Genomic DNA, 20,069 nt, shown 5'->3' with positions numbered 1-20,069 from the left:
GCAGCGCCACGGTCAGCGGTTGTCCATCCGCACCATGACAGAGACCTTGCCCTTCACCGGCGTTGGCCAAACCACATGCAACTGATCCCGGTCCGGCCCTTCGGCGTGTTTCACATAAGGCATGTCGAACTGCGCCACGTTGTTGCCGTTGCGGATCGCCCCATGGGCCACCACCGCGTCGCTGTTGAGCGCTTGCCCCTCGAACGGTAGATGCCCGGCGGTATCGATCACCCAAGTCTCTGACGGGGTCGACTGGGTGAACTCGATCTCGGCCATATTCTCCACCTGCGTGGTCACCGCATGGAAGGAATTGCCCTTCATCACCACGTTCTTGCATCGCGACAGGTTAAGATCGGCAAAGGTCGTATCCACCCGCTCGGCCCGGTCGATGCTGCCGTTAAGGCTGCGGAACCGGTTGCCGGTGATGGTCACCCCGCTCAGGAAATGCCCCGCACCATGCGGTTTTACCACGATATAGCTGAACCACGGGGCCACCTCCCCGGACAGAAAGATATTGTCGCTGATGCTGAGCGCGCTGAACGAATAGCCCGTGGTGAAGGCCGGGGTCGGGTCCTGCTCATTCGTCCATTCGATAAAGCAATTGTCGACGTAATTCCCGGTCACCACCGCGCTGGTATGGGCCGAAGCAAGGATCAGCCCCGCCGAGCGTACACCGTTGTCGACCGCATCCCCCTGAAAAAAGTGATTGCCCGTCACGATGCTGTTGCCCCCCGCCAGCAGCGCGAAATGGCGGAATTTGGTGGCGCGGCAGTCGCGCAGCTTCACGTCGTTGGCGTTGGTGTTAAGCGCGATGGAGGTCCGGTTCGGCACCGTCAGCGCATCCTCTGCCGACAGGAACTGACAGCGGTCAATCAACATGCCCTGACAGCCCCCGCCGATCGAGGTGACGCCGCGGTCTTTCGGGCGGCTGACAAAACAGTCCCGCAGGTGAAAGATCAGCCCCGAGGGCGCGAGGTTGATCGCGCTGCACCGGTTGTTGCACTGTAACTCGATATCATCGAGCACGAATTTCGACAGCGAGGCGAAGCCGCTGAAATCCACCATGTATTGGAACTTGCGGAAGGTGAAATTCTGCGTCCCCTCCGCATCGTAAAGCGGCGCGTTGAGCGTGATCTCCTGCGTGGCGACATTCTTGGACCGCACATAAATCTCGCGCCCCACCCCGGCCCCTTCGACCAGCGCGCCCACCGGCACACTGGCGATATTGGTCACATTGGTCAGCTTGCGCGCGTCCGAGGTCGCGTAGCGCGCCTGCGACGTCACCACCACCGTGTCCCAAGCGCTGCTCGACGCGGCCTCAAGCTGGCCGTTGCGGATCACCCGCCGGGTGGCATAGCTGGTCTTGTCCGGCACCGCCGCTTGCATGTCGAGCGGCCCGGTCACATTCACCTTGCGCCCCCCCATATCGAGCGAGTCGTGATCCGCGTTGTTCAAAAGCGCCTGAAAGGCTTTCAGAAAAGCGGTCTCTTCATTCTCGAAGGCTTCGATATAGCTGGGCAGGTCGAAATTGCGGCGCAACAACAGCACCGCCCCTACCGGCATGGTCACATGGCCCTCGAATTTGACCGGCGTGTCAAAGGTCACATCCCCGTTCAGCAGGTAGTTCCCCGCGGGCACCAGCACCGTGCGCCCCGCCGCCGCGGCATTTGCCGCCTCGAAAGCGGCGGTATCGTCGCTCACCCCGTTGCCCACCGCACCAAAGTCGCGCACATCGACCTGCGCCAGCATGTCCCGCAGAAAGACCGAGGTGACATCCTCGATCACGATATCGTCGATCCGAACCACGCCGCCCGTCGGCCCGGTCAGGTCCAACCCGAAATGCCCATAGACGGCCCCGGTGCCCCAGACCATATCGACCCCGCCGCGGTCGCCGCTGCCGATGATCGCGCTGACCTCGACCACCTCGCCATAGGCCGTCAGCGTGACCGACGGCCCGGCCTCTGTCACGCCGCTCACCCGGCCCCCGCCCGCCTGCGCCGGATAGCCCGCGATCCGCACCGTCGGCAGGTTGCCACTCACCGCCTTCACCCGCGCCGTGACCCGCAGATAGCAGCCCGGCAGCAGCGGGGTCTGCCCCATGTAGCGCAGCCGTTGCGTGGCCTGCGTCTTCAGCAGTTCCAACGCCCCGCCAAAATCCTGATCCGCGGGGACAAAAGCGGCATTGGCCGCGTCCTCATAGGTGTCCGACCCCGGCGTGCCGTCGCCGCTCGACCAGACATCCAGCCCCGCCGCAAAGGGGGTGGGCATCAACACCACGCCATCGGTAATCGCCTTGTTCATCGCTTTTCCTTTCCCCGGTCCGCACCTCCCACCGGGGCGCGCCGCTCAACTGCTCAGGCTCGGACAGGCCGAACCGCGAGGTCAGGGAAGTATCAACGATGTATTAACCCGCATTTGCCCCGCCGCGCGGGGGTGGCGCAACAATGGTCAGACATTGGCCCCCGGCGCGTCGAGGATTTGCACCGCGCCGATGCGCCAGCCCGCCTCTGTCCGTTCCATCAGATAGCCCAGCAGATGCGTGAACCCCTGAGGATCAACCACCTGCACCACCTGATAAAAACGCGCCCCATCCGCGCGCCGGTCGAGGAACCGCACCTCCGCCGGGTTCTGCACCATCGGGTAGCCATTGCTCACCATGCTGCGGAAATTCTCAGGGGTTTGGAAAAAACGCTGCAAATTCGGCGTGGCGAATTCTAATGCGGCGGCGAAATCATTCGCGCGAAAAGCGTCGAACTGGCGGTTGATCGTCTCTTCGATCTCAGCCTGCTGCGCCATCGCGCCAAAGCTCAGGAGGGCTGATAGCACCAGCCCTCCGAAAAACGTGAACATCCCTTTGCGCATTGCCTTTCCCCCTTGCCCTTGCTGAATGATCTAAGTCACGCAAGGGCAGAGGCAAAAGTTTCACGCGCCGGTCAGCTTGCCCGCCAGCGCATCGTCGATCAGCGCGACGGTCTCTTCCACGCCATAAAGCGCGATGAAGCCGCCAAACCGCGGCCCCTGATCGGCGCCCAGAAGCACTTGGTACAGCGCCTTGAACCAGTCGCGCAGCGGGTCGAAACGCTCCTTGCCGACGGCAAAGACCATGCTCTGCAGCGCCTCGGCATCCAGCCCGCCGTCCCAGACCTTCAGCCGGTCGCGCAGGTCTTCCAGCGCCTCGCGCTCAAGCTCGGTGGGCGCGCGGAACACCTTCGTGGGCTTCACGAAGTCGTTGAAATAGCGCACCGCGTGGCCCGCCGCCGCATCCATGCCGGGGTTGGTCTCGGGCGTCGCCTCAGGCGCATAGCGCTGGATGAAGCCCCAAAGCTGCGACTTGTCCTCGGCGCTCGACACGGAGGCGAGGTTCAAGAGCATTGAGAAAGGCACCACCATGTCCGACTTCGGAACATCACCGCCGTGGATGTGCCAGACGGGGTTATTCAGCCGCGCCTTCACGTCCTGCGTCTCATAGGCGCGCAGCTGTTGGTGGTATTCGTCGACCGCCTTGGGGATCACGTCGAAATACATGCGCTTGGCCGTCTTGGGCTTGAGGAACATGAAATACGACAGGCTTTCGGTGCTGGCATAGGTCAACCACTGGTCGATCGAGATGCCGTTGCCGGAAGACTTGGAGATCTTCTGCCCGTTCTCGTCGAGGAACAGCTCATAGCTGAAATGCTCGGGCTTCTTGCCGCCGAGGATCTCGCAGATGCGGTCGTAGATCGCCGTGTTGGTGGCGTGTTCCTTGCCATACATCTCGAAATCCACGTCGAGCGCGGCCCAGCGGGCGCCGAAATCGGGCTTCCACTGCAGCTTGACGTTGCCGCCGGTGACCGGCAGCGTCATCTCGTTGCCGTCCTCGTCGTCGAAGGTGATCGTGCCGTCCTTGGCGTTGACCTCCTTCATCGGCACATACATCACGCGGCCCGTTTCGGGGTGGATCGGCAGGAAGATCGAATAGGTCTGCGCGCGCTCTTCGCGCAGCGACTTCAGCATCACCGCCATGATCTCGTCGTACTTCTCGCAGGCGCGCAGCAGCACCTCGTCGAACTGGCCCGAGCGGTAGAATTCGCGCGCGGAATAGAATTCGTACTCGAAGCCGAAGGTGTCGAGGAACCGGCGCAGCATGGCGTTGTTGTGGTGGCCAAAGCTCTCATGCGTGCCGAAGGGGTCCGGCACGGAGGTCAGCGGCTTGTGCATATGCTCTTCCAGCATCTCCCGCTGCGGCACGTTGCCCGGCACTTTGCGCATGCCGTCTAGGTCGTCCGAGAAACAGACCAGCTTGGTCGGGATGTCGCTGATCTCTTCAAAGGCGCGCTTGATCATCGTGGTGCGCAGCACCTCGCCAAAGGTTCCGATATGCGGCAAGCCAGAGGGGCCATAGCCCGTCTCGAACAGGACGTAACCCTTCTCTGGCGGCTTCTTGGCATAGCGTTTGAGCACCCGGCGCGCTTCTTCAAAGGGCCATGCTTTGCTGCTGAGTGCCGCGTCTCGGGTCTCGGACATGTCAGATCATCCATCTTTTGGCGTCCCTGCGCCCAATGCGCACGGGGTCGCCCGTTCCTATTGCGTCACTCCCTGAGGGTCAATATTCTGCACCGCAACATACCTGTGCAAAGGATACCGCGATGCCCGACACATCTTCCCTCTCGCTCAGCGCCCAAGACAGCCTTGTCGCGCTGATGATCGCGGTCTCGGCCTCGGATGAGGACATCCGCACCGCCGAACTGGTCAAAATCGAATCCGCGCTGAACCTGCTGCCGGTCTTCTTGGGCTATGACAATGATCGCGTCTCGACGATTGGCAAAACGGTCTTTGACCTGTTCGAACAGGAGGACGGGTTGGATGCACTCTTTGGTCTGATCCGCGAGGCCCTGCCGGAGCGTTTGCATGAAACGGCCTATGCGCTGGCCTGCGACGTGGCCGCCGCCGATGGCACGCTGGACGAGGCCGAGCTGCGGCTGCTCGAAGAAATCCGCTATGAGCTTAACATCGACCGGCTCCACGCCGCCGCGATCGAACGCGGCGCGCGGGCGCGGCACCTGACCTGAGCGCGGGTTAGGACTCTTCCAGCGCAACTTCCGGCTCGGCCCCGACCTCGGCTTCGGCATCAGGGTCGGGCGCCGCTGGCGTCTCGGGCGCGGCTTCGCCCTCCGGCTCGGGCTTCACGGCGACGTTATACAATAGGCCCCACCGCTCCAGCAGCCCACGTTGCACACGTTTGGCCCGCGCGTTCCAAGCCCGCGCCCCCGGCGGACGCTCTCGCTCGGCCCGACTGATCTTGGCCCGTTCCTCGATATTCGCGGTCAGGATCGTAAAGGCCAGCACCCGGTCCTCGGGCGTGGTGAGGAACCCGGCCAGCGCCGAGACGAAGTTCAGCGTGCCGGTCTTCGCGTCGATCTCAATCGGATTGTCACGCTCAGGGCGGCCCCGATCATCGCGCAGATAGACCGGTTTCAAGATCGACCGCAGCCCGGTGCCATGAATGCGCGCCAGCCCCCCGGCCATGTCATGCACGGTCATCTTGCTGTCGTCGCCAAGCCCCGAATGGTCGATCATCGCCGGGTTTTCCATGCCCAGTTCCTCAATCGCCCATTTGTTCATCTCGGCGGCAGAGGCCCGCAGGCTCGGCACCGTACCCAACCGTTTGGCGCTGGCAGCCATGCCGACCATCTCGGCGGTGAGGTTGGTGGAGTATTTCAGCATGTCCTTGAGGATGGGCCGCAGCTTGGTACTGCGGTGGGTAACGAGGGTCTCGCCCTCTGGCAGCGTCTCAATCAGTTCCGCATCGCCCAGTTTGATGCCATGGCTCCGGGCGATGGTGGCAAAGATGTCGCCCGCATAGACACCGGGCCGCCGGATCGGCAGCCAACGCGCCCCGCCAGAGCCCAAGGCCCCCTCCGCGACCGTCCAAACATCGCGCTCAGGCCGGTTTTCGTAGGTATAAACCGGCCCGCTGCGGTCCACGACCTCCATCGTGGCGACGCGCACGGCGGGGGCATAGCGCGCCGCGCGGCCCTCCATCGTCACGTCATAACCGTCGCCGCTGCGCTTCCACTCGAAATGCACCCGGTTGTAGTTCAGCGCGATGCCAGAGACGCCGGGGTTGTAGCCGACATGGTCAGGCTGTTCAGGGTCAATCGCAAATGTCGCGGGCAGCGCGCCCTCATAGACCTTGAAACCGCCCTTCACGCCGATGATGCCCGCCTCTTTCAGGTCTTCGGCCATCTGTCCCAGATTGTCACTGTCGAGGGTCGGATCCCCCCCACCGACGAGGATCAGATCGCCCTGCACCTCACCATCGACGACACCGCCGGTCGCCAAAAGGCGCGTCTCGAACACATGATCCGGCCCCAGTTGATCAAGCGCATAAAGCGCGGTGATCGCCTTGATGCTGCTGGCGGGCGGGATGCCATCGGTGGCGTTGGACGCCTCCAGCCAGATGCCGGTGTCGACGTCGACCACGGCAAAGGCCACCGTGCCGGTGATCCCGCTGTCGGCGATGATCTCGGACACATTGGGAATGGCCTGTTTATACAGGTCGGCATCGCGCCCCACGGGGCGCAACGAAGTGGTCGGCGGCTCGGCCCAAGCAGAGGCCGCCGCCAGTGCAGCGGCAGCCGTCCCAAGGAAAATGCGGCGTGTGAAACGTCTTGAAAAACTCTGGCTCATGGGCTTGATATAAACCCCAAGCGGCGTTCGGCCACAACCGGTCTGACAAGGGTGGAGCTTTCGCGGTTGCACAAAACCGCCGACCTGCTAACCCAACGTCATGCAACGCGCTATTCCGATCATGTTCATCGCCATGTCACTGATCCCCGCAGGGGACAGCGCGGGTAAAATCCTGACCTCAGGCATGGGGGTGGCACCGGTCTTTGTAGCATGGTCACGCTTTGCCATCGGGGCGCTGATGGTCCTGCCGTTCCTGCCCCGGGGCACATGGGGGCTGATGCGCGATTGGCGGCTCTGGCTGCGGGCGGGCACCTTGGCCTTGGGGATCACCTGCATTCAAACCGCGCTCAGGACCGAGGCGATTGCCAATGTCTTCGCCGCCTTCTTTATCGGGCCGATGATCAGCTACCTGCTGGCCGCGATCTTTCTGCGCGAGCGCATCAGCCTGCTGCGCAGCGCGTTGATCCTCATGGGCTTTTGCGGCGTGCTGCTGGTGGTGCGCCCGGGGCTGGGTGGCGGCACGGGCGGGCCGGGGCTAATGTTTGCCGTGGCGGCGGGGCTGTTCTACGGCGTCTTTCTCACCATGTCGCGCTGGCTGTCTGACCTCGCCCCGCCCCTTGCGCTGACTTTCACCCAACTGGCGATGAGCGCGGTGATGCTGCTGCCTTTGGGGTTGATGAACCTGCCCGAAGCCACCCTGCCCGTCGCGGGGCTGGCCACCGCGAGCGCGCTGTTTTCCATGCTGGGCAATCTGCTGCTGCTCTATGCCTACCGCCGGGCGCCCGCCACGCGGCTGGCGCCGTTGGTCTATTTCCAACTGATCGCGGCGGTGCTGCTGGGGCTGTTCTTGTTCAGCACCCTGCCCGATGCGCTGACTTGGGCGGGGCTTGCGGTGATCATCACCGCGGGCATCACCTCGGCCCGGCTACGCTGAGCGCCAGCCCCCCGCCGCGCGCAATGCGGTGGAAGAGACATCGACCATCGGCACATTCACGAAACACCACGCCGGCGCCATGGCCCGGCCCAGCAACTGGCTGTTCCGCCCCGCGATCCGGTAGGGCGCATAAAGCGCCGCCGCCCGGCTCATCCGGGCCGAGATACGCTGCCCGGGCCGCGCCAGCACGCCCACCGGCACCGTCTCCATGATCTGCCGCCAGTCTTGCCACAGATGAAACTGCGCAAGGTTGTCGGCCCCCATCAGCCAGACGAACCGCACCCCGGGATAGTGCCGCCGCAGCGCTGCCAGCGTCTGAGCGGTGTAGCGCGTGCCAAGCTGCGCCTCGATCCCCGTGATCTCAACCTTGGGGTGATCCATCACCGCCCGCGCCCGCGCCATCCGCTGCGCCATGGGGGCCGGGCCATGCTCTTTCAACGGATTGCCGGGGCTCAGCAGCCACCAGACCCGATCCAGCCCGAACCGTTTCAACGCCTCGCGCGTGATATGCGCATGCCCCTCATGCGCCGGGTCAAACGACCCGCCCAACAGGCCCACGACCTGCCCCTTGGTGGCGAATGGCATGGTATTGCGCAAGAAAATGGCCCCCGATCCGAAATCAGGGGCCAAAGGAGGGGCATTGCAGCCCTTTGTCAATGCGAAGCCCTTACTTGTGCTTCACGATCTCGCCCGAGCGCAGCCGCGCGACATAGCTGTTCAACTCGCGCTTCACGATCGGCATCAGGAAATAGAGCGCGATGATGTTCACGATCGCCATGGAGAAGAGCATGGCGTCGCTGAAGTCGATCACCGGCCCAAGGCTCGCCGCCGCGCCGATCACGATGAAGAGGCAGAAGATCACCTTAAAGGTCAGCTCCTTCGCCGCCCCCTCGCCAAAGAGATAGGTCCATGCCTTGAGCCCGTAGTAGGACCAGCTGATCATGGTCGAGAAGGCAAAGAGCACAACCGCCACCATCAGCAGGATCGGGAACCACGAGAAGGCCCGCGCATAGGCCGCCGAGGTCAGCGCCACGCCGCTCACGTCGCCCTCAGTCGCGATCCGGCCCGCCTCGGCGTTCCAGATGTAGAGACCGGTTTCAGGGTCTTGGTTGAGCACGCCGCTGATCACGATGACCAGTGCGGTCATGGTGCAGATCACCACCGTGTCGATGAAGGGCTCCAAAAGGGCCACGTAACCTTCGGTCACCGGCTCCTTGGTGCGCACCGCCGAGTGGGCGATGGCGGCCGAACCGATGCCCGCCTCGTTGGAGAAGGCCGCGCGGCGAAAGCCTTGGATGAGCGCGCCGGTAAAGCCGCCGACCACGCCGAGGCCGGTGAAGGCGCCCATGAAGATCTGCCCGAAGGCCCAGCCGATCATATCCCAGTTAATGATCAGGATCAGGATCGAGACCAACACATAGAAGATGCCCATGAAAGGCACGATCTTTTCAGTCACCCGCGCGATGGATTTCAGACCGCCCGCGATCACCGCAAAGGTCACGCCCGCAAGGACCACCCCGGTGATCCAGCCTGGATAGTCACCCAAGACCCCCGCAAGCTGGGCATGGGCTTGGTTGGCTTGGAACATATTGCCGCCGCCAAGCGCGCCGAGGATGGTGAAGATCGAAAACAGCACCGCCATAAAGCCACCCAGCGGCAGGCCCCGCTCGGAGAAGCCTTTGACGATGTAATACATCGGCCCGCCCGAGACATGGCCGTCGGGGAATTCATTGCGGTACTTCACACCAAGCGTACATTCGGTGAACTTGGTCGCCATGCCGAACAGGCCCGCGATCACCATCCAAAAGGTCGCCCCCGGCCCGCCGATGCTGACCGCCACCGCGACGCCCGCGATGTTGCCCAGCCCCACGGTGCCCGACAGCGCCGTCGCCAGCGCCTGAAAGTGGCTCACCTCGCCCGCATCGTCGGGATCGGAGTAATCCCCCTTCACAAGCTGGATCGAATGCCAGAACCCTTTGAGCTGGATGGCCCCGAAATAGACGGTGAAGACCACCGCCCCCACGACCAGCCACAGCGCGATCCAAGAGAAATTCGTGCCCGGCAGCGGGGCAAAGATGAATGACACATACCAGCCGGTGTAATCGGCAAAGATTTGGTTGATACGTTCGTCGATGCCCGCAGCCTCTTGCGCGGCGGCAAGGCCCGGCAGCAATGACGCAAAGGCTGCCATCGCAAAGGTCAGTAACTTGTTCATGGCGTTTCCTTTCAGGGAATGATCGTGACCGGCACGCTGGAGCCCGCGACCAACCGGCCCGTCACCCCACCGAAGAGCCGCTTGAGGCCCCGCTCACCAACCCGCCCGACGACGATCTGAACCGCGCCGCGCTTTTTGGCCACCGCTTCGAGGATATCGGCCACATCGCCATGCCGCACGATCCCCTCAACCTCGACACCGGCGGCCTTGGCCTCGGCCACGGCAGGGTCGAGCACCACGTCATGGGCGCGCTGCAACTCCTGCTCGCGTCGCTTGTGGCGCTGCTCGTTCTCTTCCTTGGTCTGAAAGGTGAAAGGCGACCATTCGATCACAAAGCAAACGGTGATCGAACAATCCCCGATCTGTTTGGCCTGTGACTGGGCAAACGCCAAGGCTCGCGCGCCGGCCTCCGACCCGTCCAGACCCACAACGATGGTGGATTTTGTCATGAGTATTTCCCTGTTGTTGCGCTGAAACCGGCGCACCGCGAACGGTGAGAACCGCCTTCAACCTCCCTACTCTGCGGTAGGCGGTTTTTACCGTCCAACCGCAGATTGAATAAATTCTAGCGCGAAAACGGCAGAAAAGTCGACCGAATTTCACTGATCGACTGCGCGGACCGCCTGCCAAACCCTTGCAAAACCATCCAATAGCCTGCCCAGCCATGCCGCCTGCGCGCGCCACGCAAAGCCCCGCCGAGCAAGGTGCCTGCACGATACAGAGTGTTTGATATTGCGCCGTCCGGGCGATATTGCACTGCAAACCCCAAAACGCGTTGCAAGGATTCTCCAATGGCCGCCTATCAATACGTCTATCACATGTCCGGCGTCTCCAAGACCTATCCCGGGGGCAAGAAGACATTCGAAAACATCCACCTAAACTTCCTGCCCGGCGTGAAGATCGGTGTTGTCGGCGTCAACGGCGCGGGTAAATCCACCCTGCTCAAGATCATGGCCGGGCTCGACAAGGATTTCTCGGGCGAGGCATGGGCCGCCGAGGGCGCGAAAGTCGGCTACCTGCCGCAGGAGCCGAAGCTCGACCCCGAAAAAACCGTGCGCGAAAACGTGATGGAGGGCGTGGCCGAGAAGAAGGCGATCCTCGACCGTTACAACGAATTGGCGATGAACTACTCGGACGAGACCGCCGAGGAGATGGCCAAGCTGCAAGACGACATCGACGCGCAGAACCTCTGGGATCTCGACAGCCAGATCGACGTGTCGATGGAGGCGCTGCGCTGCCCGCCGGACGACGCGATGCCGGAAAACCTCTCGGGCGGTGAGGCGCGCCGCGTGGCGCTCTGTAAGCTGCTTCTCGAAGCACCCGACATGCTGCTGCTCGATGAACCGACCAACCACCTCGACGCCGAGACCATCGCTTGGCTGCAGCAGCACCTGATCGACTACAAGGGCACCATCCTCTGCGTCACCCACGACCGCTACTTCCTCGACGACATCACCGGCTGGATCCTCGAACTCGACCGTGGCCGCGGCATTCCTTACGAGGGCAACTACTCCGACTGGCTGGAGCAGAAGGCCAAGCGGCTGGCGCAGGAAGCCCGCGAGGACAAATCCAAGCAAAAGACGCTGGAGCGCGAACTCGAGTGGATGCGCCAAGGCGCCAAGGCGCGTCAGGCGAAATCCAAGGCCCGTATCGCTGCCTATAATGAGATGGCCGAACAGTCCGAACGCGAGAAGCTTTCTCGCGCACAGATCGTCATCCCCAACGGTCCGCGCCTCGGCAACAAGGTGATCGAGGTCGAGGGCCTGAAGAAGCACATGGGCGACAAGCAGTTGATCGACGGGCTCGACTTCTCGCTGCCACCAGGCGGCATCGTTGGTGTGATCGGCCCCAACGGCGCGGGTAAATCGACGCTCTTCAAGATGCTGACCGGGCACGAGAAACCCGACGAGGGCAGCATCGAATACGGCGACACGGTTGAGCTGTCCTACGTCGACCAAAGCCGCGATGACCTCAACGCCGAGGACACCGTCTGGCAGGCGATCTCGGGCGGGGCGGAATTGATCAAGCTCGGCGACGCCGAGGTGAATTCCCGCGCCTATTGCTCGTCCTTTAACTTCAAGGGCGGCGACCAACAGAAGAAAGTGGGCTTGCTTTCGGGCGGTGAGCGCAACCGCGTGCACATGGCGCGGCTGCTGAAAGAGGGCGGCAACGTGCTGCTGCTTGACGAACCGACCAACGATCTGGACGTCGAAACCCTCCGCGCGCTCGAAGATGCGCTGGTGGATTTCGCCGGCTGCGCCGTGGTCATCTCGCACGACCGTTTCTTCCTCGACCGGATTTGTACGCATATCCTCGCCTTCGAGGGCGAAGCGCATGTCGAGTGGTTCGAGGGCAACTTCGAAGACTACGAGGAAGACAAGAAGCGCCGTCTGGGTGCCGATGCGCTGGAGCCGAAGCGCCTGAAGCACAAGAAGTTCGCGCGGTAAGCATTGCGAATGAGCGATCTAAAGGGCGTCGGATTTCCGGCGCCCTTTTTCTTTTGCGCAACGCCGCAACAGCCCCGCCCGGTGGTACACCGGGCATCGCCCTCCCTCCCCCCGGAGGGCGACGCCCTTACCGCTTACCTTTAACGCAAAAACCCGCCCGCAATGCGGACGGGTCTATCCCTTCAAAGGCTCCTGCCCTCAGCGTTCGTCGTCGATCGCCGTTTCCAACTGGGCAAAGAGGTTATCCTCATCATGCCGCACCAGACCATGCAGCGGATCCCAGCTTTGCAAATATTCGCGCAGTTTGTTGCTTGCCGACAGACCCGACCAGAGGCGCTGTTCGGTCACCGAATGCACCTGCAAAGACGGGGGCAGCCCGCCGTTCATGCCCTTGCCATCCCAGTTCTTCTCCAGATGCTCGCGCATCCGCTCGGCCATAGAGGCCGTGTTCAACCGCGCGCGGCTCATCACCACGCCGATGAAACGCCCGCTGCCCGCATAGGCCAGATGAAAACACATGCCCTCCAGCGAATGTACCGAAGCGCGGGCCACCTGCTCCATCTGGCGGCGGAAGGCCGGCGCCTTGACCGCGCGATAGATGCCGCGCGCCCCCTCGACCGAGATTGAAAACAGGCTCATCGAGAAACAGCCGCTTGGCAGGCGCAGCAGGTAGTTCTCAAGCGCAGAGACATTGCTACAGGCCGAGACATCGAGGTCGAAATCCTCGTCAAAGCGGATCTGCATCATCTGCGTTAACTCGGTCAGCGTATGCTGCGCCTCGCGCTCGCGCAGCAGAGACGCGTTGAGCATGCTGGCGGCATTGATCCGCGCGCTGAGTTCGACACCATCCAACGGTTTGCAAAGGAAATCGGTGGCACCCGCGTCAAAGGCCCGCTGCATCATCGCAGGCTCTTTGCTGGCGGTGATCATGATGATCGGCACGGCGCGGTAAAAGGGCACATCGCGGATCATCTCACACAGGCTGATCCCGTTGATGCCCGGCATCATGATATCAAGCAGGAAGGAATCGAAGGGCCGGTTCGACTCCTGCATGATCTCCAGCGCTTCTTCCGAGCTTTCGCAGCAAGTCAGCTCGTAATTGTCATTCTCGGTCAGGCAACCTGTGAGCAGATCAAGGATGACCGGGTCATCGTCTACGGCAAGGATACGCATCATGTCTCGTTACTCCACATGGGGGGCGCTGGCAGGCGCACTTGGGGCTTTCCGGCAAAAAACCACCTGCGCCGGGCAGTAATGAGACCGGTTTGCGGCAAACTCGGGACGGTGAAATTTGGCGCGTTTCCCGTAAAATATGGGGATCACGAAACTTCGTGGCGGGAATTTGCCGAAATTCGCACTGCTGAACCCGCCGAAACCCGCCAAAATGCGATGCCCCTTGAACGAATCCCCCCCGAGTGCAATATAGACGGTGCAGACGTTATCTTTTTCGACCCACTGTCTCCCTCATACGGCGCTCAGTCTATCGATCCAGACCAACCACGCCGGGCCATCGCACCAACGCGGATGGCATCAATATGGAGACTACGGATATGGCCACTGGCACCGTAAAATGGTTCAACACAACTAAAGGCTTCGGCTTCATCGCACCCGACGGCGGCAGCAAAGACGTTTTCGTGCACATTTCCGCTGTTGAGCGCGCTGGCCTGACCGGCCTGGCCGACAACCAGAAAGTGACCTTCGACATCGAAGCTGGCCGTGACGGCCGTGAATCCGCGACCAACCTCGCGCTGGCCTAAGGCCCGGGGGCTTCGGCCCTGATGCAAGAATTCAAACCGATCTGCTGACACCGGCAGGTCGGTTTTTTTATGTCCAGCCTTGCTAAAATAGCCTCCCATGGCAAAATGCGGGCGAAACGCATTATTTTGATGGAGCCTGCCATGCGCCGCCGTACCTTTTTGACCAGCACCGTGGCCGCAGCCGCCCTTCCCCTGATGGCGCAGGCGCGCACCGCCGCCTATGACCCCGCCCCGCAGATGGTCCCGGTCAAGGCGCAATATGCGCCCGGCCAATTGCTGATCCTGCCGCGGAGTCATTACCTCTATTTCGTGACGTCGCCGGGCCAAGCGATGCGCTATGGCGTGGGCGTCGGCAAAGCGGGGCTGGAGTTCACCGGCACCGCGACCATCGACGTAAAAAAGGAATGGCCCACATGGCGGCCAACCAATGAGATGATCGAACGCGACCCGCAGGCCTACAAACGCTTCATCGGCAACACCGACGCCCAGCCCGGCGGCCCTGGCAACCCCTTGGGCGCGCGGGCGCTCTATCTGTTCCAGAACGGGCGGGACACCTATTTCCGCATTCACGGCACCACGCAGCCGAACTCCATCGGGCGATCCGTGTCGAACGGCTGTATCCGGATGCTGAACGCGCATGTGATCGACCTGTACCAGCGGGTGCCGATTGGGACGAAAGTCACGGTGCTCTAAGGCCAGCCTAGAGGAGAATAAGGCCCGAGCCTTGCGCTGGCCTTTACCGCCTCCATCGGCCCCGGTTCCAAGGGCCATCGTCTGCCCGTGGGGAGGCGATCACAACAGCAGGCAATGCCACTTTATGGCGCAGATTTGATGTGCGGCGGAAAGCGCAGAGTAACTCTCGCCAAATCGCCTACCCGCCGGGACGGGCAGGCGATGGCCCGGCGCCTGCGGCTTGATTCCGGGCCCTGAGACCACTTGGGAACGTCGCACAAACGAAAAAGGGCCAGCGCAGCGCCGGCCCCTCCCCTCATCATAGACCCCAAAGCTTACTGAAGCGCCTTATCCGTCACATCATGTGTCCAAGCGCCCTCAGGCGCCTTGGTGATCATCCCGCCTTCCATGGTGATCGCCGCACTGCGATCAAAGGCCGCCTCGTCCAGCCGCCCGTCGCTGCCCTCGGTCAGCTTGGCGATCTCGCCCATCATGCGGGTCTGGTGCTTTTCGGTCTGCGCGCCGGTCTGGTCATTTTCCAGCACGATCTCGGCGGCTTCCTCGACGTTCTCCTCGGCGTATTTCCAGCCTTTCATGGAGGCCCGGACGAAACGCGCCAGCTTGTCGACCATCTCGGGGTCTTCGAGGTTCTCCTCGGTGGTATAAAGGCCGTCTTCCAGCGTGGAGATGCCCTCATCTTCATATTTGAAGACCACCAGATCCTCGGGCGTGAGCCCTGCGTCGATCACCTGCCAATATTCGTTGTAGGTCATGGTGGTGGCGCATTCGACCTGCTTTTGCAGCAGGGGATCGACGTTGAAGTTGATCTTCTGGATCGTCACGCCGCCCTCGGAGCCATCGGTCGGATAGCCCAGCTTGCCCATCCAACTCATCAGCGGGATCTCGTTGCCGAAGAACCATGTGCCCAGCGTGTTGCCGGGGAAATCCTCGGGGCTTTCGATGCCGTGTTCCTTGAGGCAAGTGAGCATCAGGCCGGATTTCGCGAAGGGCTGTGCGATGTTGACGATGGGCGCGCCCTTCTCCCGCGCGGCCAGCGCCGAGGGCAGCCAGTCCACCATCACGTCGGCCCCGCCGCCCAAGAGCACCTGCACCGGCGCGATGTCCGGGCCGCCGGGCTTGATCGTGACATCCAGCCCCTCTTCTTCGTAGAACCCCTTGTCCTTGGCCACGTAATAGCCCGCGAACTGGGCCTGCGTGACCCATTTGAGCTGTAGCGTCAGGTCGTCGGCGGCCTGCGCCACGCCCCCCCAGAGGCCCAAGGCGGCCCCGGCGGCGATCTTCGTGATGGTTTTCATTTTTATCTCCCTGTTGGTTGGTCGTCTCTAGTTCCTTTGGCTGGGGTGCCAGAAGGTCACCCGTCCTTCGATAAGGGCCATGATACCATAGAACGCCGATCCGGCTATTGCCGCGACAACAATCTCGGCCCAGACCAGATCAAGCGCAAGCTGACCCACCGAGGTGGAGATGCGAAAGCCCATCCCCAGCACCGGAGAGCCGAAGAATTCAGCAACAATGGCGCCAATGAGGGCAAGGGTGGTGCCGATCTTCAACCCGTTGAAGACAAAGGGCATCGCCGCGGGCAGCCGCAGCTTCAGAAGCGTCCGCCAGTAGCCTGCGGCATAGGTGCGCATCAGGTCGCGTTGCATCGCGTCGCTGGCCTGCAGCCCCTGCACCGTGTTCACCAGCATCGGGAAGAACACCATGACCACGACAATCGCCGCCTTGGACTGCCAGCCGAAGCCGAACCACATCACCATGATCGGCGCCATGCCGATGATCGGCAGCGCAGCCACGAAGTTGCCCACCGGCAAAAGCCCGCGCTGCAAGAACGGAAAGCGGTCAATCGCCAGCGCCGTCAGGAAGGCCGCGCCGCAGCCGATGATGTAGCCGCTGAGCGCCCCCTTGATGACGGTCTGCACGAAGTCGATCCACAGGATATCGAGCGACGTGGCCATGCGCGCCGCGATCACCGAAGGCGCGGGCAGCAGCACTTGGTTAATCTCGAACCCGCGCACCACGCCCTCCCAAACGGCGATCAGCGTGACGCCAAAGACCAGCGGTGCCGCCAGCGACGCGCCCCGCGAGGGCCGCTGCCGCGCCAGCCAAACGTTGAGCGACAGGCCCGCGACCCATGCGACGATGGCAAAAAGAACCCAGCCCATCATGCCATCCCCATCCGTTTCAAGGTCAGCCGCTGCACCAGCCCGATAAGCCCCACCATGGCCGCCGCAAGCGCCGCCGCCATCAGAAGCGCGCTCCAGATCTGAACGGTCTGGCCGTAGTAGCTGCCCGCCAGCAAGCGCGCGCCGAGGCCCGCGACAGCCCCCGTCGGCATCTCGCCCACGATGGCCCCCACCAGCGAGGCCGCGACGCCGACCTTCAGCGAGGTGAAGAAATAGGGCATCGAGGACGGCAGCCGCAGTTTCCAGAAGGTCTGCCAGCCGCTCGCGTTCCATGTCCGCATCTGGTCAAGCTGCATCTGGTCGGGGCTGCGCAGCCCCTTCACCATGCCCACGACGACGGGGAAGAACGACAGATACATGCTGATGATCGCCTTGGGCAGCAGGCCCGAAAGGCCCACGGCATTCAGCACCACGATGATCATCGGCGCGATGGCGAGGATCGGTATGGTCTGGCTGGCGATCACCCAAGGCATCACGCTCATGTCCATCGTGCGGTTGAACACGATGCCGACGGCGAGAAGCGTGCCGAGCGCGGTGCCCATGACGAAGCCCAAAAAGGTCGCGCTGAAGGTGACCCATGTGTGGTAGATCAGCGAGCGTTTCGAGGTGACCTTCTTCTCCACCGTGGTCTTCCACAGTTCCGCGCCAACCTGATGCGGCGCGGGAAGTTTCGGTTTCTCCTGCGACCAGGTGTCGGCCACCAATTCCGAGAATGTCAGCGTTTTATCGGCCCGTGCCGCCACATCCCGCGCCCATTGCGCGTTGAGCGCGACAGCCGCGCCATACCAGATGACGATCAACAGACCCACGACCGTGAGAATGGGGATAATATTCCGCATCAATCGTCCCCATGCCCGGCGCGCAGCCCCTCGCGCACGCGATGCGCGATTTCCAGAAACTCGGGCGTCTCACGGATCTCCAGCGGGCGTTCGCGCGGCAACGGGCTTTCGATCACGTCGGCGATCCGGCCGGGACGCGGGCTCATCACCACGATCTTGGTGGAAAGATACACCGCCTCGGGGATCGAATGGGTGACGAAGGCGATGGTCTTTTCGGTCCGCGCCCAGAGCTTCAAGAGCTGCTCGTTAAGGTGATCGCGCACGATCTCGTCCAGCGCGCCGAAGGGTTCGTCCATCAGCAGGATGTCGGCATCGAAGGACAGCGCCCGCGCGATGGAGGCGCGCTGCTGCATCCCGCCCGAAAGCTGCCAAGGAAACTTCTTCTCAAACCCCGAAAGCTCCACGAGGTCGAGCACCCGTTTCACCCGCTGGTCCTGCTCGGCCCGGGGCACGCCCATGATCTCCAGCGGCAAGCGGATGTTGCCGCCGATGGTGCGCCATGGATAGAGGCCCGCCGCTTGGAAAACATAGCCATAGGCCCGCGATTTACGCGCTTCCTCGGGCGAGACACCGTTGATGGTCACGCTGCCGCCGGTGGGCTGCTCTAGGTCGGCCATGACCCGCAGGAAGGTCGTCTTGCCGCAGCCCGAGGGGCCGATGAAGCTGACGAAATCCCCTTTGTGGATCTCGAGGTTCACGTCTTTCAACGCGTGGACCGGCCCGTCATTGGTTTGAAAGGTCAGGTCAAGATTGCTGGCGCTGATCACGCTCTGGCTGTCATTCACGTATTTTACTTCCCTGTTGGTCGGCCGCTTTTAGCGCGGCACTTTACCCGGTTGTCGTGGCGGTTCTACATCGCTCAGATCCCCGCCGGGATGTTCAGCGGATCACGCTTGATCATCTTGGGGCTGTTGAGTTCCTTCCATTTGCTGAGGGCGACGTTGGCGCTCGGGAAGGCCGGGCGCGGCACGAAACGGCCCCGGCCGGGCTGCGGCTGGCTGTTCTGACCCCAGGCCCAGATCACCTCACCGCGGCTCAGGGTATAGCGGCTCTGCGCCTTGACCTCGAAGCCTTCGAAGACGTTGTAATCTAGCACCGAATGGTGGTTCGCGGGGCTGATCGTCTTGGTGATCTTCGGGTCCCAGACCACGATATCGGCATCCGCCCCTTCGACGATGGCACCCTTCTGCGGGTAGATATTGAGGATCTTGGCGATATTCGTCGATGTCGCGGCGACGAATTCATTGGGCGTGAGCCGCCCCGTCTCGACCCCTTCGGTCCAGAGCACGGCCAGACGTTCCTCCAGCCCGTTCGAGCCGTTGGGGATGATGCGGAAATCATCGCGGCCCGCGCGTTTCTGCTCAGTGCTGAAGGCGGCGTGGTCGGTCGCCACCACCTGCAGGCTGCCCGATTGCAAACCGGCCCACAGGCTGTCCTGATGGTCTTTCGAGCGGAAGGGCGGCGACATGACGCGGCGCGCGGCATGGTCCCAATCGGTGTTGAAATACTCAGACTCGTCCAGCGTCAGGAACTGGATCAGCGGCTCGCCGTAAACCCGCATCCCCTTCTGCCGCGCACGCCGGATCGCCTCATGGGTCTGCTCGCAAGACACATGCACGATATAGAGCGGCACGCCTGCTGTGTCGGCGATGGTGATGGCGCGGTTCGCGGCCTCGCCCTCAAGCTCCGGCGGGCGGGAATAGGCATGGCCCTCCGGCCCGGTGATGCCTTGGTCGAAATACTTCTGCTGCAACTCGGCCACCAGATCGCCGTTCTCGGCATGGACCATCGGCAGCGCACCCAACTCGGCACAGCGCTTGAAAGAGGCGAACATCTCGTCGTCCTCGATCATCAGCGCGCCCTTATAGGCCATGAAGTGCTTAAAGCTGTTCACCCCCATGTCGACGGCGTCTTTCATCTCGTTAAAGACGCTTTCGTCCCAGCCGGTGACGGCCATGTGATAGCCGATGTCCGAGCAGATCTGCGGCGCCGACTTGCGGTGCCATTCGTTGATCGCGTTCTTGATCGACCCATCGGCGCCGGGCAGACAGAAGTCGACCACCATCGTGGTGCCGCCGACTGCCGCGGCCCACGTGCCGGACTCGAAGGTCTCAGCCGCCGTGGTGCCCATGAAGGGCATCTCCAGATGCGTATGCGGATCGATCCCGCCGGGGATCACATAGGCGCCTTCCGCGTCGATGTACTCATCGCCCTTCAGGTCCTCGCCAATGCGCTTGATCTTCTCTCCCTCGATCAGCACGTCGGCTTTCCACGTCCGGTCCGCCGTGCAGACCATGCCACCCTTGATTACCTTGCTCATCTTTCTCTCCCC

The 20,069-nt window shown here is 62.6% G+C and carries 18 protein-coding genes; 5 read left to right on the top strand and 13 right to left on the bottom strand.

Features of this window, described 5'->3' with window-relative positions; translation table 11 throughout:
• Positions 1 to 12: 12 nt before the first annotated feature.
• The 3 genes from ACGYK9_RS04580 to ACGYK9_RS04570 form a co-directional block, all read right to left on the bottom strand.
• Complete coding sequence (locus ACGYK9_RS04580; protein ID WP_394412489.1) at positions 13 to 2,301, bottom strand: glycosyl hydrolase family 28-related protein; 2,289 nt, start codon at positions 2,299 to 2,301, stop codon at positions 13 to 15.
• A 147-nt stretch (positions 2,302 to 2,448) separates the two neighbouring features.
• Positions 2,449 to 2,862, bottom strand: coding sequence for a DUF4864 domain-containing protein (locus ACGYK9_RS04575; RefSeq protein WP_209217053.1), 414 nt, complete (start codon positions 2,860 to 2,862; stop codon positions 2,449 to 2,451).
• A gap of 60 nt (positions 2,863 to 2,922) precedes the next feature.
• Positions 2,923 to 4,503: a lysine--tRNA ligase gene (locus ACGYK9_RS04570; protein ID WP_394402420.1), complete on the bottom strand. Its 1,581-nt coding sequence runs from the start codon at positions 4,501 to 4,503 to the stop codon at positions 2,923 to 2,925.
• A 122-nt stretch (positions 4,504 to 4,625) separates the two neighbouring features.
• On the opposite strand from ACGYK9_RS04570, the gene ACGYK9_RS04565 reads away from it, so the two are divergent.
• Positions 4,626 to 5,048, top strand: a complete 423-nt coding sequence (locus tag ACGYK9_RS04565) for a tellurite resistance TerB family protein (protein WP_394412495.1) — start codon at positions 4,626 to 4,628, stop codon at positions 5,046 to 5,048.
• A gap of 7 nt (positions 5,049 to 5,055) precedes the next feature.
• Here the strand turns inward: ACGYK9_RS04565 and dacB are convergent, their stop codons facing one another.
• Positions 5,056 to 6,669, bottom strand: a complete 1,614-nt coding sequence (gene dacB, locus ACGYK9_RS04560; protein WP_394412498.1) for a D-alanyl-D-alanine carboxypeptidase/D-alanyl-D-alanine-endopeptidase — start codon at positions 6,667 to 6,669, stop codon at positions 5,056 to 5,058.
• A 100-nt stretch (positions 6,670 to 6,769) separates the two neighbouring features.
• Here dacB and ACGYK9_RS04555 point away from each other — a divergent pair, with 100 nt between their 5' ends.
• The gene (locus ACGYK9_RS04555; RefSeq protein WP_394412501.1) at positions 6,770 to 7,603 is read left to right on the top strand and encodes a DMT family transporter; all 834 of its coding nucleotides are present in this window, start codon (positions 6,770 to 6,772) and stop codon (positions 7,601 to 7,603) included.
• Here ACGYK9_RS04555 and ACGYK9_RS04550 read toward each other — a convergent pair.
• The 3 genes from ACGYK9_RS04550 to ACGYK9_RS04540 form a co-directional block, all read right to left on the bottom strand.
• Positions 7,595 to 8,188, bottom strand: a complete 594-nt coding sequence (locus ACGYK9_RS04550) for a nicotinate-nucleotide adenylyltransferase (protein ID WP_394412504.1) — start codon at positions 8,186 to 8,188, stop codon at positions 7,595 to 7,597. The genes ACGYK9_RS04555 and ACGYK9_RS04550 overlap by 9 nt on opposite strands.
• A gap of 82 nt (positions 8,189 to 8,270) precedes the next feature.
• Positions 8,271 to 9,818, bottom strand: a complete 1,548-nt coding sequence (locus ACGYK9_RS04545; RefSeq protein ID WP_394412507.1) for an alanine/glycine:cation symporter family protein — start codon at positions 9,816 to 9,818, stop codon at positions 8,271 to 8,273.
• Between the two features lie 11 nt (positions 9,819 to 9,829).
• Positions 9,830 to 10,267, bottom strand: a complete 438-nt coding sequence (locus tag ACGYK9_RS04540) for a universal stress protein (protein WP_168612985.1) — start codon at positions 10,265 to 10,267, stop codon at positions 9,830 to 9,832.
• Between the two features lie 342 nt (positions 10,268 to 10,609).
• On the opposite strand from ACGYK9_RS04540, the gene ettA reads away from it, so the two are divergent.
• On the top strand, positions 10,610 to 12,265 hold the full coding sequence (gene ettA / locus ACGYK9_RS04535; protein WP_394412510.1) for an energy-dependent translational throttle protein EttA: 1,656 nt from the start codon (positions 10,610 to 10,612) through the stop codon (positions 12,263 to 12,265).
• A gap of 198 nt (positions 12,266 to 12,463) precedes the next feature.
• Here ettA and ACGYK9_RS04530 read toward each other — a convergent pair whose 3' ends face one another.
• Positions 12,464 to 13,441, bottom strand: coding sequence for a PleD family two-component system response regulator (locus tag ACGYK9_RS04530; RefSeq protein ID WP_394412513.1), 978 nt, complete (start codon positions 13,439 to 13,441; stop codon positions 12,464 to 12,466).
• 374 nt (positions 13,442 to 13,815) lie between these two features.
• Between ACGYK9_RS04530 and ACGYK9_RS04525 the strand changes: the two genes are divergently transcribed.
• Together ACGYK9_RS04525 and ACGYK9_RS04520 are read left to right on the top strand one after the other, a co-directional pair.
• Positions 13,816 to 14,022: a cold-shock protein gene (locus ACGYK9_RS04525; protein WP_067265226.1), complete on the top strand. Its 207-nt coding sequence runs from the start codon at positions 13,816 to 13,818 to the stop codon at positions 14,020 to 14,022.
• Positions 14,023 to 14,163: 141 nt separating this feature from the next.
• Positions 14,164 to 14,715: a L,D-transpeptidase gene (locus ACGYK9_RS04520; RefSeq protein WP_394412516.1), complete on the top strand. Its 552-nt coding sequence runs from the start codon at positions 14,164 to 14,166 to the stop codon at positions 14,713 to 14,715.
• Between the two features lie 314 nt (positions 14,716 to 15,029).
• Here the strand turns inward: ACGYK9_RS04520 and ACGYK9_RS04515 are convergent, their stop codons facing one another.
• The 5 genes from ACGYK9_RS04515 to hydA all read right to left on the bottom strand — a co-directional run bounded on the left by ACGYK9_RS04515 (position 15,030) and on the right by hydA (position 20,057).
• Complete coding sequence (locus ACGYK9_RS04515) at positions 15,030 to 16,010, bottom strand: ABC transporter substrate-binding protein (protein WP_394412519.1); 981 nt, start codon at positions 16,008 to 16,010, stop codon at positions 15,030 to 15,032.
• Between the two features lie 27 nt (positions 16,011 to 16,037).
• A complete protein-coding gene (locus ACGYK9_RS04510; RefSeq protein WP_271689920.1) occupies positions 16,038 to 16,877 on the bottom strand; it encodes an ABC transporter permease in 840 nt (279 codons plus the stop codon).
• Positions 16,877 to 17,737: an ABC transporter permease gene (locus tag ACGYK9_RS04505; RefSeq protein ID WP_394412522.1), complete on the bottom strand. Its 861-nt coding sequence runs from the start codon at positions 17,735 to 17,737 to the stop codon at positions 16,877 to 16,879. The genes ACGYK9_RS04510 and ACGYK9_RS04505 overlap by 1 nt, the downstream gene beginning before the upstream one ends.
• Positions 17,737 to 18,522: an ABC transporter ATP-binding protein gene (locus ACGYK9_RS04500; protein WP_067265237.1), complete on the bottom strand. Its 786-nt coding sequence runs from the start codon at positions 18,520 to 18,522 to the stop codon at positions 17,737 to 17,739. The genes ACGYK9_RS04505 and ACGYK9_RS04500 overlap by 1 nt, the downstream gene beginning before the upstream one ends.
• Before the next feature lie 74 nt (positions 18,523 to 18,596).
• A complete protein-coding gene (gene hydA / locus ACGYK9_RS04495) occupies positions 18,597 to 20,057 on the bottom strand; it encodes a dihydropyrimidinase (RefSeq protein ID WP_394412526.1) in 1,461 nt (486 codons plus the stop codon).
• Positions 20,058 to 20,069 lie beyond the last annotated feature (12 nt).

It is taken from the genome of Sulfitobacter sp. 1A15258 (assembly GCF_043557045.1).
GTDB classification, from domain to species: Bacteria; Pseudomonadota; Alphaproteobacteria; order Rhodobacterales; family Rhodobacteraceae; genus Sulfitobacter; species Sulfitobacter faviae.
This window is presented reverse-complemented; position numbering and strand designations above follow the sequence as displayed.